Below are 17242 nucleotides of genomic sequence, written 5' to 3' on the forward strand. Positions count from 1 at the left end.
ACAGTTAAGGACTACCCACAACAGTTAAGGACTACCCAGAACCGTTCAGGACAATAAGAATTAAGGACAATTATGACACAAACGACGGAAAGTATCAACCCATATACCCTAGATTATGGAAATTTACCCGCAAATGTAGTAGAAGCGGCAGAGGCGGTGGTATCCCGGATCCGCGATCGCATCAAAACCGGGACCATTCAGCAGATTGAGAACGGGTGCGATTTGCTCGCAACGAGGCAGCGTTTGGGAAAAGACCTATTTAAAGTCTGGCTCGATCGCTATTTTGACGGGTCGGAATATCTCGCTAGAAACTTAATCAAGGTGGCGGAATTGGTGCAGCGGATTCCCCACCGGATTGACCAGATGGCGGGATGGAGTATTTCAGCCTTAGCGGCCCTGAGTGGGGGGTCCGATCGCCTTGCGGAAAAGATTTTAACGGACGGCGATCGCCCCAGTGCCACGATGATTAGACAACGGGTCCGCACGGAACGCACCGGCAAACCGGCGATCGCCCGCAAACCAACCCCCAAAAGGTTTAGCCAAGAAGAGGTAGACCGGAAAATCGCGGAGGCGATCGCCCAAAAGGACCAAGAACTGGCCACCTTACGAATTCAGTTAGAGCAAGAACTCCAGGACCGAGTACAGGCGGAATTTCGCAAGGCGCGGGATGCGGGATTGCTGGCCGCGAAAACGGAAGTCGCAGCAGCGCAGGAAGTGCGGGAAGAACTCGTGACTAAAAATGCCGAACTTGCTGACGAATTGGAACAAAAACAGGCAGAACTAGCAGGAATTGCTCAGTTGCATGGGGAGAATCAACTCAAGGATGAACGAATTGCGGATTTAGAGGCTGCCTTAGAACAGTCTAGACAAGAAAGCTGGGAAAATACCTTTAATGAGGAAGCTGCCAAGGTGGTGAATGCGGACTTAGAAAAAGCCTATCAGCCTTTGGTGGAAAAGTTGGACCGGATGACCCAAAAGGTGGCCCAGCAAGAGGAGGAACTCCAGCGCTATCGTCAAGGGGGAATCCAGGCAGAGGAATCGCAAGTGGCTGAGGAAACCGGGGCGATCGCCTCGGACTTTGGTCAGTTGGCGGAGACTCTGGAATTGCCGGGATGGAGTGGTCGCGGTTACCGGGCTTCCGATGGGATGCTTTACACTAATTTAGTCTCGGCTATCTCTCATTTTATTCAGGATTTTGAAGGGAATTCTTCCTCTAATTCTCGCCATTTTTAAAGGGTTAGTTTTAGATGGGTTTTAGAGAATGGGAGCATCTTGCTCTACTTGAGTAGTCGGGAGCAAGATGCTCCCACTCCTCAATTCTAGGGTCCGACTGCTGGGAAACGACCTATATAGAGCGCGTCTCAGGGAACTCCAAAAAATAAAATAGCAATTGTAGGGTGGGCATTGCCCACCCTACAGCTATGTGGGCAATGCCCACCCTACTCCTTTAAAAACTGAATAGGAATGATTTATTTTTTGGAATACCCTAAATGATTTTGCGAATGGACGTCGGCGGCCCCCAACCCCTCTCCCAAGACGGGAGAGGGGACGGGGGTGAGGTGTCAAACTGCTGCAAGACTGGCTATATAGCGCGTCTAAATTATTCTGGCATAGAAATAGCGAGCAAGATGCTCGCACTCCAAGGTTAGGAAGCATGGAGCGATTGTCAAATTCATTTAGGGTCGCTATAGCGCGTCTAAATGAATTTGACATAAAGAAAGCGAGCAAGATGTTTGTGCGTTCCGCACTTGCGGCGCCAACGCACTCCTAGGGTCTCGGGCTTGGATCCATTGTCAAAATGATTTAGGGTCGCTATATATAGCATTCCTAAATGATTTATGCCCTCTCTTGCACCCCTCTCCCCCTTTGGGCCGCCTTATGTTGGGGGTGAGGGCATTCCACAACGGATTTAGGAATTCCCTATAGAGAGTTTAATTTGTCGATCGCCCTGATTAAAGAGCAGTTGCATCGGCTAATCGTTGCAGAGAGAGGGTTGCTGCTTCAGAAACTTGGAAATGACTATCTTTTGCCATGTATTTGAGGGCGGATATGCTTTTTTCACTGGGGAGATGTCCGAGGGCTTCGGCGAGGCGCTGACGCACCAGCCAATCCTTGGACTGGACGAAATGCAAGAGGCGATCGACGGCTTCAATACATTTAATTTCCCCAAGGGCGGCGATCGCCGCTTGTTGCAAGACGATTTCCTCGCTATCCAAGGCATTGAGCAACACATCCTGCGCCCGAAGGTCCTTGAGATTTCCCAGGGAGACTGCTGCACTAAAGCGAACCAGCCAATCGGTATCCTCATAGAAGGCGCGCACCAGGGGTTCAAAGGCTCTTTCGTCTTCGAGATATCCCAAGGCCCCGGCTGCACCGGCACGAATGCTGTAATCCGGTTCGCCTTCGAGGATTTTTACCAGAATGGGAAAGGATTGTGCAGTTGCTTTAATGCCCAAGGCAAAGACGGCCATCGATCGCACTTGCAGGTTCTCATCATTGAGGAGTTTTTCGATAAAGGGGAAGGCATCCGCTGCCGGGACATTCCGCAAGGAAGCCAAGCCTACCATGCGATCGGCGGAATTTTCACTGTCTAACTTGACGGCTATTTCTTCTAAACTTAACAGGGACATAGATTCAGGAAATTTACAAAAGTTTACATTCACTTTTTTATTATAGAGCGAGGACCGAATGCTCGGGAGAAAATCGGCCCTCTTCAGGGAGGGATTTCCGAACCGGCGATCGCCACCTCACTGGTTTATTCGGCATCCTTGACAGAACCCTGATGCTTCCGTTCATAAAGCTGCAATAAAATCGATGCATGAACTTCCCGAGAGAGGGGATAAAAATAAACCAAAATTAAACCCCCGATTAAAAACAGGGTCGGTAGAGGCCCGATTACCATGCGAATGGCAAACAAAGCCGACTCCGGTTGTTCGCGAATCGTGGTACTCCCCTCGGATGCCAGAAACCCTGACCAGTTGAGAGTTTGTCCTACGAAGAAAATCCCCAAACCTAAGCCGAGCTTTTGTAAAAAGACCATACAGGAATAGAAGATGCCTTCCCGACGCTGGCCGGTATTTAATTCATCTAAATCAATCACATCGGTGAGCATGGACCAAGGAATCAGATAAGCCGTTGCCACTCCCACACCAGCTAGGGCGGCGAGAAAGAACATAAAATCCGTGCGATCGCGAGGTAAAAAAAACAGTCCAACCTGAGCCGTAATCCAAAAACCCATGCTGATAAAATAAACAGCTTTCCTCCCCCAAAGTTTGCTAAGGGCGCTCCAGACAAATAACATAATCATCGCCACAATTTGGACAATTAAGGCTACTTCAAAAAATGAATCTCGCCGCATCCAACTCACGACAAAATAGGGAATAACTGCAGTGGTTAATTGCAAAGCTAACCAAGAAAACAGATAAATCCCAATCACAAACTGAAACGGACGATTGCTCAGGGCAATTTTAAATTGAGAAATTAGGGATAAACTGGTGGGTTCTGATGGGGTTTGATACCGTTCCTGGACTCCGAAGATGCACCAATAGAGGGAAAGCATGGAAAGAAGCGCACAAATGCCGCCTAGGATGACATACCTCGCGCTCTCGTCAGGAATTAGTTGAGTCAAGACCACACCCAAAATGAGAGCTAAGATACTCCCACCAATGGAGAAGGCAAACCGAAAGCTGTTGAGACTGGTGCGTTCGTCGTAGTCATGAGTGAGTTCGGGCGTGAGGGCTGTATAAGGGAGATTAACTGCGGTGTAAGCGGTTTGGAAAAAGATACTCACTAGGATGTAATAGGCAAACAGCGCCCACTTATTCACGTCGGGGTCGGCACTGAAGTGAGGGACTAACCAATAAAGGAAAAAAGACAGACCAAAGGGCAAGGAGCCAAAGAGCATCCACGATCGCCGGCGTCCCCAGCGAGACCGAGTGCGATCGCTCAACATCCCAATCACCGGGTCATTGATAGCATCCCAGACTTTACCAAACATCAGGACCGTTGCTGCCAATCCGGTGTCTAAACCCGCAACCTCAGTTAAAAAAAACAGGAGGGTAAACGAGATTAAAATTGTGGTGATTCCAGCCCCCATATCTCCAGCGCCATAAGCGAGTTTTGTGGATAAACTAAGTTTTTCGGGCTGGGATAGGTCAGAAGTGGGATCGTTAGGGGACGAGTGATTCATTGACTTGGTTTTTTCCGGGGAAAGAGCGTGGCAGGATTACCGCAATTACTGGAGGAGGACAACAAGCGCCCGTGAAGATACAAATTTCAGCGGCGCTTTTCTGTATTGTGGCATACGATACAGCTCGTAAATTTTATGCTATCGTTGTCTATTACCTTTATTCTTGATTCCTGTTGCTACTGTTGGAAAAATTGCCTTCATGCGTGACCTTCATATCGGTTGGTCCGAGTACCACCAAAAAATAGAGCAGCTTGTGGTCCAAATTTATCAGTCAAATTGGCATTTTGACCAGATCGTTTGCATTGCCAAAGGCGGACTGCGGGTTGGGGATATCCTTGCCCGGATTTACGATCGCCCTTTAGGAATTTTATCCACCGCCTCTTATGAGGGTGCTAACGGCCAGCACCGAGGATCCTTAAAGATTGCCCGCCACTTAACGGCGATCGGCGATACCCTCGGCCCTCATGTCTTATTGGTAGATGACCTGGTAGATACGGGAATTTCTCTAAAAGAAACCAAACATTGGCTGAATTGCCACTATGAAAATCAGATTCAGGAGATTCGCACCGCAGTCCTCTGGTATAAAGCTTGTTCGGATATTCAACCGGATTATTATGTGGATTACCTGACGGATAATCCCTGGATTCATCAACCGTTTGAAGGGTATGAACAAATCACCCCGGAGCAACTCGCTCAGAGTTATCAAACCGTGGCAAGTTAATCTACAATCACGAATTTAGGGCGGAAATTTTCCGGGAATTTGGCTGAGGCATTCCCTTGAATTGTAGGGTCAATTCGTATTTTCAACCCTACAGTTAGGGAGAGTTGGTTTTAGCTTAAACCGTGGGAATTCCAAACATTAAAACCCATAAGGGTAGGGTGACTAATAAGCAAACGGAACCGAGTCCCAAGGCAGTCACGGCTAAATCGCGATCGAGATTGTAGGTTTCTGCGAGGACTAGGGTGGCAAAGGCTGGAGGCATTGCCATTTGTAAGACTAGAATCAGCAGTGCAGGGCGATCGAGTCCCCAGAAAGACAGGATGATGCCGAGGAATAATGGCACAATGAGCATTTTAATCACGAGACTCACCGAGGCGGGTTTGAGACTACGCCAGGAATGTAATTGGCTCAGTCTCATGCCACAGAGAATCAGAGACAAGGCGATCGCACTCCAAGCAAACCGTTGTAAACTGTTTTCCAATAACGGCGGTAGGGGAATATCTCGCACCAATAACCCCAACCCTAAACTCCACAGGGTGGGATTGTAAACGATTGCATGGATAAACTGTTTGTAACTTTTCGACCCCTCTCCAAACCGCGCCGCTAATATGGCACCTAAGCCATAAGCGCCGATTACCGTACCTAACAAATCATAAAATAGCGCCCAGGCAAAATATTGTTCTCCCACTAATGCCAAGGTGACAGGATAGCCAATAAAGCCGGTATTACCGACCATTGCCGAGAGGACAAAACTGCCTTGAGTGGGTAGATGGGACCATTGGGATGATTGCGCCGTCTCTAGGGAATTAGAACCGGGATTGGTTTTACTCCTGAGCCAGATCCAGCTAAGTCCGGCTCCAAGTAGAATTGCCACCCAGGCGATCGCCGGTGCTAACCATATAGAACCCGACAAATCTGAGCGGCGCACGAAGGCGATGACCCCCACGGGAACGCCAATCCAAAACAGAAATTTACCGATATAGACTGGGATTTTAGGAGGCAGCAGCCGACCTAGAATAAAGCCCAATAACGCTAATCCCCCGAGTTGGAGGTACAGTTTTAGGATGTGAATTCCCAGAACGAGCATAATAATTTAAGGGAGGATTAGTTTTCATTGAGTTGGGGGTTATTCCCGGATTCAAACGAGTGTTTTAAATTCGTCTCAATGGGCGGGATAACAGTGCCGTAGCACGTCCCAATTCAAACGCTACAATCACGACTCTCAACGGTGAAATTAAGAGCATAATGATGGAGCAATTTGTGATTAATCTTGCCATAGAACTGAGGGTTCAGTCCGTAGCACTTGACTCTAAATGGGGGAAATTTTTTCAATAAGTTTTGTAAGCTTTAAAATAAAGCTAGGGATTGAGGGGGTTGAGGGCGATCGCCTCTGAGGTCCAGGGCCTAACTCGGGAACCTCCTGAAGAAGCCGATGCATAAACCGGCTGACTCATCTAAGTCGGTCCCGATCTACAAGGATTCGGTAGAATGCTTTTTAACTCCGTAGGGGAGAGGGAAGCTTAACCCATGAAGGGATCGGATCCTCCATCCAAAGATCCATCACTGCTTCCCCATCCGTTCATTATCATAGTTTAGGCAATCCGAGTCAATCTTTAGGAGTCGAGTCATTGAATAAGGCAACTGTGTCGGGACAAGCGTCGAAAACCTCGACATTTACGGGGGAGGACATTCCTCAAGCGGTTAGAGATACCTCCGAGAACGTTTCTGCTGTTCAGGGGTCCAAATCGGTCAAATGGATTGTAATTGCTGTGATTGCTGGGACAGTCGCCCTAGTCGCCGGGGTCCTGGTGGCATGGCAAGGGGGAATGCTGGGACTCCTGAATAACTCGGAGGTGGCTCAAACTGAGCAAACTGACGCCCAGGACCCTAATGCCACTACGGACCCAAATGCCACGACAACAGAGACGTTACTGGGTCACTTACCCTATCAAGAAGCCCCTCCCGAAGACCTTCAGCCGATTTCCAGTGATGGTAGGCTCCTGATGCGCCAAGGAGCAGCTAGAGCGTTTTTGGAGATGAAAGAGGCGGCGCGATCGCAAGGAGTCTATCTCGTGCCAATTTCGGGATTTCGCAGCGAGGAAGACCAGAAATATTTGTTTTTCGAGGTAAAAGCGCAACGGGGACAGGTGGCAATGGAACGCGCCGAAGTTAGCGCACCTCCAGGGTACAGCGAACACCATACCGGGTATGCGGTCGATATTGGAGATGCCAATATTCCCGCAACGGATTTGAGTCCGAACTTTGAAAATACCCCCGCCTTCCAATGGATGAAAGAGAATGCGGCCTATTATAGTTTTGAGCTATCCTTTCGGAAAGGAAATACTCAAGGAGTGAGTTATGAACCCTGGCATTGGAGATTTGTCGGCGATCGCGACAGTCTGGAAACCTTTTATAAAGCCCGAACCCAGGAAGTCGAAGAGACTCAACCCTAACTGAATTTTCCGTTGCTTTCATGCTCCTGAACTGTTGCTCCTCCCCATCTTGACCCCTAAATCATGAGTCAAACAGCGCTTAATCTGGTTGCAATTTCGGTTTTTTTGATGACCTTTTCGGTATTGCTCGGACCTATCCTAGAGCTATCTCCTCTAATTGGGGCGATCGCCACCGCCAGTCTATTAGGATTTTTTACCCTAGATACTCTCGGTTGGCAAGGAAAAGGTGCTAACCTCATCGTTGATGTCTTTGCCGGAATGTCCGAAGATCACCGATCGCGAGTTGTGCGTCATGAAGCCGGACATTTTTTAGTTGCCTACTTATTAGGAATTCCCATCACCAGCTATGCCTTAAATGCCTGGGAAGCCTTTAAACAAGGCCAATCCGCTGGCGGTGGGGTACAATTTGACGATCAAGAACTCCTCACAGAACTCCAACAAGGCAGTCTTTCTGCCCAATTATTTGACCGATACTGCATCGTCTGGATGGCAGGCATTGCCGCTGAAACCTTAACCGGCGATCGAGCCGAAGGTGGTGCAGAAGATAGAACAAAATTAAAAGCAATTTTGGCTCAAAACCGCAAATCTGCCACCGATGCTCAACTCAAGGAACGGTGGGCAATTTTGCAAGCCAAAACCCTTATAGAATCCCATTTAGATGCCTATCAAGCCTTAGTCACCGCAATGGAACAGCGATTAGCAGTGAGTGAGTGTTATCAAATTTTAGGCAATCATATTCCAATCAAAGCAGAATAAAATGAAGCTATTTAATTCTAATTAACGGATAAACAAATCATAAGACCTCATGGTATGCGGGAAACTCAGTCACTTTAGTGCTGAGAGAGCAATTGTAGGGTGGGCACTGCCCACCGAAAGGAGTAAGGTGGGCAGTGCCCACCCTACTACGAACTTCGGAAAATTTATCCTTATTCCTCCTCTGGTTCTTCCTGTTCATCGGAGTCTAACTCTTCCCCTTCCGGGTTCACTTCATCCTCATCAGAATCTAACTTTTCCCCTTCAGTTTCTTCAATTTCAACCTCCTCCAATTCAATATCTAGCTTGACTAAATCTTCCTCAGAAAGTTCTTCTCTGAGCAATTGAGCCACACGTTGACGCATTTCTTGATGTCTTTCTACCCCTTCATAGGCAAACCGATTATAACCCCCTCGTTCAATCAGGGTTTCGAGATCGGCAATCCGTTCTTTTGTGGGGGGATGAGAGGACATGAATTTCCAAAAGGAACTTCCTTCGCCATATTGTTCTTTGAGTTTCACCATCAAATTTCGCAATCCATCGGCAGAATAACCGGCAGAAGTGAGTAATCTTGTGCCGAGTACATCGGCTTGTTGTTCCATATCCCGGCTATAGTCAAGCACTAAGAGATTGGCTAATGTGCCACCGAAGGGTATATACCTTGCCATGTTGCCGATTAAATTGCCATGAGTCACCATTTGAAAGCCGTGAGACAGGACTGCATGAGCGAGTTCGTGGGTGATTAATCCGGCTAATTCGGCTTCGGTATCACTGTGGAGAATGGCACCGGCATTGACGAAGATTTTACCTCCGGGGAGGGCAAAGGCGTTGAGATTTTTATCTTTAATGACATAAAATTCATACTCAAAATCATCTCGTCCCGATAGTTTGGAGAGTCTTTCTCCAAGTTCTTGGACGTAGGCGACAACTTCTTCATCTTCGACCATTTCTAACTCTTCGACGGCTTGATTGGCGATACTTCTGCCGATCGCCGATTCTCCTCGGGCTAACATGACTAAGGTTTCAACCGCAGACAATGCACCGAGAGGATTGCCCGTTAAGGCAACACCGATCGCACCTGTTACGACATTTCCGATCGCATTTCCCGCGATCTGTTTCCGAATGTATCCGCGAAATTTACCAAAGTTGTCTTCGGCTAAATTGGCAAATTCTTCAGCATCGGGATGATCGGGGTTGAGAATGGCAAATTGGCGGGCGGCGATGGATGCTTCTAGCCATTGTTCCGTGGCAGCAAGGGCGGCAATTTTCACCCGCAACAATTCAGGATTATTGGGATAAAAAGTAGTGGCTCTTTCTAAGACTTCGACGGCTTTTTCCGGTTGTTCGTAGGCGGTGTAAGCTTCGGCGAGTAATAAATGTCCCGGTAGAAATTCCGGTGAAGCTTCCACGAGGAATTCTAGGGGAACGAAGATCCGAGATTCTAGTTGATTTTCCCATCCCGCTTGTGCTTCGCGCCAGTACACCCCAGAGGCAGGAGACAGTTGTTCAGAATCGGTGATGGGTTCGGGGAGGGTGGAAATTGCCGCTTGCTTGCCATTGGCGGAAAAGGGCGGTTTCACTTCCTGATAAATAGCCTCTGCCGCAGCAATATCTCCGGCGACAAACAGGCGATCGGCTTCTGCCAACCGTTCCAAATGGCGGCGTCTTTCCGCTAGTTGTGCCGCTTCTTCTGGATCTAAAGTAGCTTCTGCTTCCTCCGTCTCTTCTGCCTCATCGGAGGTTTCGGCGCTAGGAGATTCCGGGTTCTCTTCATCCAATGGCAGATCGTCTGTTTCCTCAGAGGTTTCGCCGCTAGGAGATTCTGGGTTTTCTTCCTCTAATGGCGGATCCTCCGATGCTGTTTCAGGGGTTGCTTCACTGGAAGGTAAGGTGGATCGGGTTTCGGTGTCAGCTTGCGCTAATCGAGAGGAGGATGAAATGGGTAACTCCGCAAGTGCAGGTGTTGCAATGGGGAGTACCAAGCTAAGGGTAATGAGCCAGGAATTCCAGAGGAGTTTCATCTGAGCAACCTAGGGTTAATTTTGAGGGAAGACTGTTGGAGCAGGGGTCAAGTTTCGCTGTGATACTGCTTCCTATTGTAGAGATAAAATTTAGGAACGGGTAAAAGGGTTATCAGTTTATTTTAAGTTGCCTGAATTGAAGCGGGATATAACTGGGAGGTAAAAGCGGATTAAATTCTCAAGATTGAGTTAATTTAGGGCAGCCTCATTTGATACTCAATCCAGTTTATGAAAGTCTATTTGAAAAAGTTTATCCGGCGCAGGGATAGCTTGATTCCTGTAAATACACTTTAACTCGGTATGCTATAGGCAGTTGCTTAATAAAATTCCCTCGCCTAAAATAGAGAAGGAATTGTTGTCAAAATGCCCCATATCTTTTGTGAATGAGTCAAGGGAGATTAGAGAACAATCCCCCACTTTGCTTGCATTCTAGCTAACCGGGGATTTTACACAGCAGCTAGAACGGATTCGCAGACATCTAAAACCAATCCTTCCCGAGCGAGAACGGAGTTGGGAAATGCTTCTTTAACATCCCCATCCAATTTATCGAGAAAAGCATCATTGTGACTGGGGTCATGGTGGAAAATCACCAGTTTTTTCACTCCAGCAGCTTTGGCAACTTTAACGGCTTCCTGCCAGGTGGAATGTCCCCAGCCATGTTTGGGGGATTTGGGATTATTATATTCATCATCACTGTACATGGCATCGTAAATCAACAAGTCCGCATTGCGGGCCATGTGGAGTACGGTTTCATCCATGCGATCGGGAAAATGTTCGGTATCCGTACAGTAAAATACTGTATGACCCTTATAGGTGACTCGATAGCCCATTGCACTATTAGGATGATTTAAAGGTCCAGTTTCAAAATAGATGTCATCTACATGAAAAGGTTCACCACAAATCATTTCTGAAAATTTCAAATTCGCCTGCATTCCTTCTAGGGGAACGGGAGAATTGGGATGGAGAATTCTTTCTACAAAATGCTGTTCCATAGATTCGGCATCTAGGGGAACGGCGCCATGAATATGCAGACTATTTCCCCGAATAAATGCGGGGGTAAAAAAGGGAAATCCCTGGATGTGATCCCAGTGGTAGTGGGTGAAAAACATATAGGCTTCGATGGGCATTTCTTGTTGCAAGGTTTGTCCTAAAACCTGCAATCCGGTACCGGCATCAAAAATCAGGCGTTTTCCACCAATTCGCATTTCCACACAGGAGGTATTGCCGCCGTAGCGAACAGTGTCCTTTCCGGGGGTCGGAATACTTCCGCGAACGCCCCAGAATTGAACAACAAACTCAGAGGAAGGGTTCGTTTCCATACAGGCTCTTACGGTTTTGTAGTTGAACAAGTGGAATTAATTTAAGTGTGTCAATGATGGGATCGGGAAAACGGATGGCGATCGCCCGATGTCTCAATCTAACCCGTTAATTGGGTAAGGATTACCCCGCTTGACCGAGTTTTGGTCTGAATGTGCCAGTTTGACCCTGATGGCGCAGGAGATGGTCACAAAGCACTAAAGCCATCATTGCTTCTACCATTGGTACGGCTCTAGGTAACACACAGGGGTCATGCCGTCCTTTAGCTGCTAAGATGGTTTCTTCGCCTAAGCTGTTTACGGTGCGCTGTTCTTTGCGAATTGTAGCAGTTGGTTTAAAGGCAACTCGAATAATAATATTTTCTCCGTTGGAAATTCCGCCTTGAATCCCGCCAGAACGATTGGTTCGGGTGCGAATCTCTCCGTCTTCATCGGTATAAAATTCGTCATTATGCTGGCTACCTGTCATCAGGGTCCCGGCAAATCCGGACCCGATTTCAAATCCTTTACTGGCAGGCAGAGACATCACGCTTTTGGCAAGATCTGCTTCGAGTTTGTCAAAAACGGGCATTCCCAAACCTTTGGGAACGTGACGCGCCACGCATTCGACGACGCCACCTGTGGAATCCCCTTCCCTGCCAATTCGTTCGATGAGTTCAATCATGCGATCGGCACATTCCGAGTCGGGACAACGGACGATATTGCTCTCGACTTGGGCGAGGGTGACTTGGTTGGGGTCGATGATGCCTTCTAAGTCTTTGATGCGCTTAACATAGCCGACGATTTCGACTCCGGCGACTTGGTGGAGGATTTTTTTGGCGATCGCACCAGCAGCAACTCTACCAATTGTCTCTCGCGCCGACGATCGCCCTCCCCCTTGCCAGTTCCGGATCCCATATTTGGCATCATAAGTGGCATCGGCATGAGAGGGACGGTAGGTGTCCGTCATTTCGTGATAATCCTGGGACCGGACATCCTTGTTTCGCACCAAGATACTAATCGGTGTCCCTAGGGTTTTCCCCTCAAACACCCCAGAGACGATTTCGCAGGTGTCTAATTCTTTGCGCGGTGTGGTAATTTTACTCTGTCCCGGTCTTCGCCGGTCTAGTTCGACTTGAATTTCTGCTTCGGTAATGTCGAGTTGGGGTGGGCATCCATCAATAACGACCCCTACACCCCCACCGTGGGATTCTCCAAATGTGGTGACTCGAAACAGATGCCCGAAAGTGTTTCCCATGATTGATGCTCAAACGGCGTTAGAACTTATATTTTATCCGAAACCGCACCGTTTCGTTAGCCCCAGTCTACCCCTTCTCTGGATTAAAGACTGGAATTGGCCGCTGGGTGAGGCTAATTTCCTCCACTCCAGGGTTTTGCAGACTTACGAGTACGGGATTTAGTCTAACTGCCTAACTGGGGCAAGAGGCGCTATGATCTCAATCTAACCCGAACTCTGAGAGTCGGTTTTATTCTTTAGTTGGGTTTCCCAGATTAAGGTTCTGTTCGAGGGGAACTTGAATAATAAACTCAGTTCCTTTTCCGATTTCAGAAAGGCACTGCATTGTCCCCCGGTGTTTTTCGACGATAATTTCATAACTAATTGCTAATCCCAATCCGGTGCCTTTGCCAATGGGTTTTGTGGTATAAAAGGGGTCAAAAATTTTGCTAATTGCTTCGGGTTTCATGCCTATTCCATTATCGGCGATCGCAATTTTGACTTGGTTTCCCTCAACCTGGGTGGTCGTAATCCGAATTAATGGGTTCGGCAATTGCACCGGCGGCTGAACGAGAGTATCGGTTTCATTCTTTACCCAATCCTCTCCCTTCATTTCTACCGCATCGATCGCATTCCCCAAAACATTCATAAACACCTGATTAATCTGCCCGACATAACAGCTAATTTCCGGAATCGTCCCGTATTCCTTAATCACCTGAATCGGCGGGCGATCGCTCTTGCCTTTCAGTCGATTTTGTAAAATCATCAAGGTGCTATCAATATTTTCATGCAAATCCACTGATTTCATGTCTGATTCATCTAACCGGGAAAAAGTCCGCAGGGATTTCACAATATCTTTAATGCGATTCGCGCCCAATTTCATGGAGGCGAGGATTTGCGGAAAATCTTCGACTAAATAATCTAAATCAATTCTTTCTATTTCTTCCTCAATTTCCAGATTTGCCTGTGGATAATGAGTCCGATAAAGCTCTACCAGATTCAACAAATCTTGCATATAATCATCGGCATGGCTGAGATTTCCATAGATAAAATTCACCGGATTATTAATTTCATGGGCAACCCCCGCCACCAGTTGGCCCAATGATGACATTTTTTCGGTCTGAATTAATTGGCTTTGGGTGCGTTGGAGTTCCTGTAACGTTTGTTGCAACTCCTGGCTTTTCGCTTCGGCAATTTGGGCCGATTCCCGAGCTTTGGTGTATAATGCTGCTTGATTGAGAGCGATCGCCAGTTGGTCACAGACGGCTGCTAACAGTTCGACATCCTCCGCCTGCCAAACCCGGGTTCCGTCGTGGCAAGCGCAGTTAATCACGCCGATTGTCCCCGATTCAGTCTGAATTGGCAATGCCAACATCGCCTGATATCCGAGGGTGATTAAAAACGACTGTAGGATAGAATCACTCAGCAAGCTAATATCATCAACTTGGATAATTTTCCCATTTAATAACTGGTTGACCATCGGTCCGACTTCTTCAACACTATAACAGCCAATTATGTAATTTAATCCGGGTTTTTTGGCTTCTGTAACTACTTCCCAAAAGGGGGGATTACCGTTCTGGCGATACCAGAGGAAGTGACATCGGTCAACCTCCATGACTTGTTGGATTTCCTGGACGACACTATCGAGAATGATATCCAATTCTAATGAGTTTCTAATTTGCGTGGCAATTCGATTCAGCAATGCTTCTCGTTGGGCTAATTCTCGATATTGAGCTTCACTGTGTTGCAATGCGAGTTCGGTTTGTTTGCGATCGCTGATATCGATGGTGGTGGCAATAATTCGATCTATGCGATCGCTACTATCCTGCAAGGGACTCAGGGTCATCAGCCACCACTTCTCGATTCCATCTGCCACAAAACGCTCCTCAAAAGAGAGGTTTGTCCTCAACTGGACGCACTGGAGATAACGAGGACGCCACAGGGCTGCCATCTCCAATGGCAAGGCTTCAGCCAAGGTTTTTCCCAGCATTTGTTCTACTGGAACTTGGGCAGTTTGGGCCATTTGGGGATTAATCCCGGCAAAGCGAAATTCACCGCCCTCTAAAACTTCTAAAACAAAAATACTGTAATCCACTCCTTCCCAGATCGCCCGCAAAAACTGCTCCCGTTCTTGTAACTCGTGTTCGATTTTTTTGCGGGTGGTAATGTCCAAAACTGTCCCAAACAGTCGCACGAATTCCCCTTGAGAGTTCTGATCAACTTTCCCTTTTCCCTGGACGTACCGGACGGACCCATTCTGGTGAAGAATCTGATGCTCTATTTCAAAAGGAATTCCCAAGGTGATCGCTTTTTCTAACCGATTTTTCAGTGCTTCGGCATCTTGGGGAGGAAGCTTTTGCAAAAAATTGGGCAAGGAAGGCTCTTGCTGTTCCGAGTCAAAATCGCAAATCCGAAATAATTCTTTGGACCAAATTATTTTTCCCGTTGGTACGTCAAGCTCCCAGCTTCCAACATGAGCGATTTGTTGCGCTTCTTCTAAAAATCGTTGGCTTTGTTGTAGACTGAACTCCACTTGTTTCCGCTCACTAATATCCTCAAAAACCGCCAGAAAATATTCGGAGTCTCCCACAGAATTTCTAATCATCGAAGCCGTCATATTCACCCAAACGAGCGACCCATTTTTATGCAGGTATCGCTTTTCTAAGGTAACCGTATTGATGGCTGGGTCGTACAACTGGGCTTCGGCTTCTACATCAAAACTGGCATCATCAGAATAGGTAATTTCTTGATAAGTCAGATTATACAACTCTTTCCGACTGTACCCCAAGATATCACAGAATTTTTGATTCACCTCAAGCCAATTCCCCTCTAATCCCACATGAGCAATCCCGACTGCTGCCTGCTCAAACGCCACCCGGAATTTGGCCTCACTTTCTCGCACTAATGCTTCGGCAGAGATGCGATCGCTAATATCCGTAAAGGTACAGACTGCTGCATAAAGCTCGGTTTCGTTGGGGCGAAACAAGGCAGTTGTATTCACCAAAATCCAGGTTAAGCTCCCATCAGGTTTGTAAATTCCCATGATGCGATCGCCAAAGGACTCCCCAGTCCGCAAAGTCACCGAAAGTGGATATTCTTCCCCTGGAAATGGCGAACCATCTTCTCTGACGGCCCGCCAGCGCGGATCGACGGAGGTTCGTCCCATCATCTGGTCCGCACTCAATCCGAGAATTCGTTCGGCACTTTGATTATAAGTATAAATAATCCCGTTGGCATCTTGCATAACGACCCCTTCACTCATCGCACTCAAAACTGAGCGATATCGGGTTTCGCTTTCTTGTGCTAAATTAAGTAAGCGCTCTTGTTCCGCTGCCATCTGTTTGCGATCGGTAATGTCCCGGGCAACGGCATAGATGAGTTCCCCTCCAGGACTAGAAGCAGTCCAAGCCATCCATTTATAGGAACCATCTCGGCAACGATAGCGATTTTCAAAATAAATGGTGTTTTTGCTTTCTGAGAGTTTCTCGACTTCTGCTAGGGTTGAGGCGAAATCCTCGGGATGTACTAACTCTAAAAATGAGGTCGAAAGCAATTCCTCAGTGCTATATCCTAATGTCGTTTCCCATATCGGATTTAATTGCTTAAAATAACCGTCCGTCCCGGCAATACAGAGTAAATCCACCGATAAGTTGAACCATTGTGCGATCGCCGTTTCAAATTCCTCCAGTGGGCGACGTTCATTGATGGTTCCTTCAATGCGAACCGGAGTCCCATGATCATCGGCGATCGCCCAAAATTTACTGTGCAAGTCCCTCCGTTGCCCATCAATCCCCACAATGGAGTAGTTCACCTCCACCGTCTCAGTTTCCCAAACTCGCACTAAAGCTTGGACTACTTGCGATCGCCATTGCGGTTCAATTCCCTCTCTCCAAAACTCCGGCTGATTCTCAAACCCCGCCACAGTTCCCCCGAAAAGTTCGGCTGCCGCAGGGTTCAAATAATCCAGGCGATCGCCCCCGGCATTGATCAACACAATTCCCTCTTGGACTTCATCGAAAATCCGACTCATGCCACACTCTCCCTCACCATGCTTTGACGTTTCTCTAACCCTTAACTTTGTCAACACCCCCCCTGATTTCCGGATCACGTTCCAGCCCCTTTTTTTGACAAGAACCCACGCAAATTGTAAAAACTCACCTGATCGGTTGGCGCCGTAGATCAACCGCACCTATCTTTTGATGCCCTGGAATTTCCCTAGATTCTCAGGATTTGCATATCACCGGCGATCGCCCTCGTACTTCCCTCAATATAAACCGCCCTCATTATTTTTAGCCAATAAAAAAGCGCCCCTGTATAGGGACGCTTTTTATGTTACAGACTGACTAAATGTCGCGGATAGAGTCAGTCTGAACCTTCAGTTAAAACTTAACCATTGATAGCAGGAGCAGTCAAAGCAACCGGAGTCGCTTCACCAGCAGCCAAATCAAGGGGGAAGTTGTGAGCATTACGCTCGTGCATCACTTCCATACCCAGGTTAGCCCGGTTAATCACATCAGCCCAGGTATTGACCACACGACCCGTAGAGTCAATGATGGACTGGTTGAAGTTAAAT

At 47.6% G+C, this 17242-nt stretch carries 11 protein-coding genes and 1 pseudogene; 4 read left to right on the top strand and 8 right to left on the bottom strand.

Going from position 1 to position 17242, the window contains the following annotated elements; translation table 11 throughout:
• Positions 1 to 72: 72 nt before the first annotated feature.
• Positions 73 to 1233 (top strand): hypothetical protein, encoded by a 1161-nt coding sequence (locus J0895_RS18765; RefSeq protein ID WP_207089531.1) that lies wholly within the window; start codon positions 73 to 75, stop codon positions 1231 to 1233.
• A gap of 719 nt (positions 1234 to 1952) precedes the next feature.
• Here the strand turns inward: J0895_RS18765 and J0895_RS18770 are convergent.
• Positions 1953 to 2630: a HEAT repeat domain-containing protein gene (locus tag J0895_RS18770; RefSeq protein WP_207089541.1), complete on the bottom strand. Its 678-nt coding sequence runs from the start codon at positions 2628 to 2630 to the stop codon at positions 1953 to 1955.
• 125 nt (positions 2631 to 2755) lie between these two features.
• Positions 2756 to 4189 (bottom strand): MFS transporter, encoded by a 1434-nt coding sequence (locus J0895_RS18775; RefSeq protein WP_207089532.1) that lies wholly within the window; start codon positions 4187 to 4189, stop codon positions 2756 to 2758.
• 199 nt (positions 4190 to 4388) lie between these two features.
• On the opposite strand from J0895_RS18775, the gene J0895_RS18780 reads away from it, so the two are divergent.
• Entirely contained in the window at positions 4389 to 4910 is a 522-nt protein-coding gene (locus J0895_RS18780; protein ID WP_207089533.1) for a phosphoribosyltransferase, read from the top strand.
• 115 nt (positions 4911 to 5025) lie between these two features.
• Here J0895_RS18780 and J0895_RS18785 read toward each other — a convergent pair whose 3' ends face one another.
• Positions 5026 to 5997: an AEC family transporter gene (locus tag J0895_RS18785; RefSeq protein WP_207089534.1), complete on the bottom strand. Its 972-nt coding sequence runs from the start codon at positions 5995 to 5997 to the stop codon at positions 5026 to 5028.
• Between the two features lie 541 nt (positions 5998 to 6538).
• On the opposite strand from J0895_RS18785, the gene J0895_RS18790 reads away from it, so the two are divergent.
• Together J0895_RS18790 and J0895_RS18795 are read left to right on the top strand one after the other, a co-directional pair.
• Positions 6539 to 7363 (top strand): M15 family metallopeptidase, encoded by an 825-nt coding sequence (locus tag J0895_RS18790; RefSeq protein WP_207089535.1) that lies wholly within the window; start codon positions 6539 to 6541, stop codon positions 7361 to 7363.
• Between the two features lie 63 nt (positions 7364 to 7426).
• Positions 7427 to 8119 carry an ATP-dependent Zn protease gene (locus J0895_RS18795; protein WP_207089536.1) on the top strand — a complete coding sequence of 231 codons (693 nt, stop codon included), beginning with the start codon at positions 7427 to 7429 and terminating at the stop codon, positions 8117 to 8119.
• Positions 8120 to 8289: 170 nt separating this feature from the next.
• Here the strand turns inward: J0895_RS18795 and J0895_RS18800 are convergent, their stop codons facing one another.
• The 5 genes and pseudogenes from J0895_RS18800 to J0895_RS18820 form a co-directional block, all read right to left on the bottom strand.
• Positions 8290 to 10137 (bottom strand): M48 family metallopeptidase, encoded by a 1848-nt coding sequence (locus J0895_RS18800; protein ID WP_207089537.1) that lies wholly within the window; start codon positions 10135 to 10137, stop codon positions 8290 to 8292.
• 446 nt (positions 10138 to 10583) lie between these two features.
• Positions 10584 to 11456 carry an MBL fold metallo-hydrolase gene (locus J0895_RS18805; RefSeq protein WP_207089538.1) on the bottom strand — a complete coding sequence of 291 codons (873 nt, stop codon included), beginning with the start codon at positions 11454 to 11456 and terminating at the stop codon, positions 10584 to 10586.
• Positions 11457 to 11577: 121 nt separating this feature from the next.
• Positions 11578 to 12690 (bottom strand): chorismate synthase, encoded by a 1113-nt coding sequence (gene aroC / locus J0895_RS18810; RefSeq protein ID WP_207089539.1) that lies wholly within the window; start codon positions 12688 to 12690, stop codon positions 11578 to 11580.
• A 229-nt stretch (positions 12691 to 12919) separates the two neighbouring features.
• On the bottom strand, positions 12920 to 16699 hold the full coding sequence (locus tag J0895_RS18815) for a PAS domain S-box protein (protein ID WP_207089540.1): 3780 nt from the start codon (positions 16697 to 16699) through the stop codon (positions 12920 to 12922).
• A gap of 356 nt (positions 16700 to 17055) precedes the next feature.
• A pseudogene (locus tag J0895_RS18820) lies at positions 17056 to 17242 on the bottom strand (photosystem II q(b) protein); the annotation flags it as partial.

This window comes from Phormidium pseudopriestleyi FRX01 (genome assembly GCF_017313335.1).
Taxonomy (GTDB): Bacteria; Cyanobacteriota; Cyanobacteriia; order Cyanobacteriales; family Laspinemataceae; genus Laspinema; species Laspinema pseudopriestleyi.

Coding starts and splice junctions, on each gene's coding strand:
- J0895_RS18765 (WP_207089531.1), top strand. CDS start 73: ATGACACAAACGACGGAAAGTATCAACCCATATACCCTAGATTATGGA.
- J0895_RS18770 (WP_207089541.1), bottom strand. CDS start 2,630: ATGTCCCTGTTAAGTTTAGAAGAAATAGCCGTCAAGTTAGACAGTGAA.
- J0895_RS18775 (WP_207089532.1), bottom strand. CDS start 4,189: ATGAATCACTCGTCCCCTAACGATCCCACTTCTGACCTATCCCAGCCC.
- J0895_RS18780 (WP_207089533.1), top strand. CDS start 4,389: ATGCGTGACCTTCATATCGGTTGGTCCGAGTACCACCAAAAAATAGAG.
- J0895_RS18785 (WP_207089534.1), bottom strand. CDS start 5,997: ATGCTCGTTCTGGGAATTCACATCCTAAAACTGTACCTCCAACTCGGG.
- J0895_RS18795 (WP_207089536.1), top strand. CDS start 7,427: ATGAGTCAAACAGCGCTTAATCTGGTTGCAATTTCGGTTTTTTTGATG.
- J0895_RS18800 (WP_207089537.1), bottom strand. CDS start 10,137: ATGAAACTCCTCTGGAATTCCTGGCTCATTACCCTTAGCTTGGTACTC.
- J0895_RS18805 (WP_207089538.1), bottom strand. CDS start 11,456: ATGGAAACGAACCCTTCCTCTGAGTTTGTTGTTCAATTCTGGGGCGTT.
- aroC (WP_207089539.1), bottom strand. CDS start 12,690: ATGGGAAACACTTTCGGGCATCTGTTTCGAGTCACCACATTTGGAGAA.
- J0895_RS18815 (WP_207089540.1), bottom strand. CDS start 16,699: ATGAGTCGGATTTTCGATGAAGTCCAAGAGGGAATTGTGTTGATCAAT.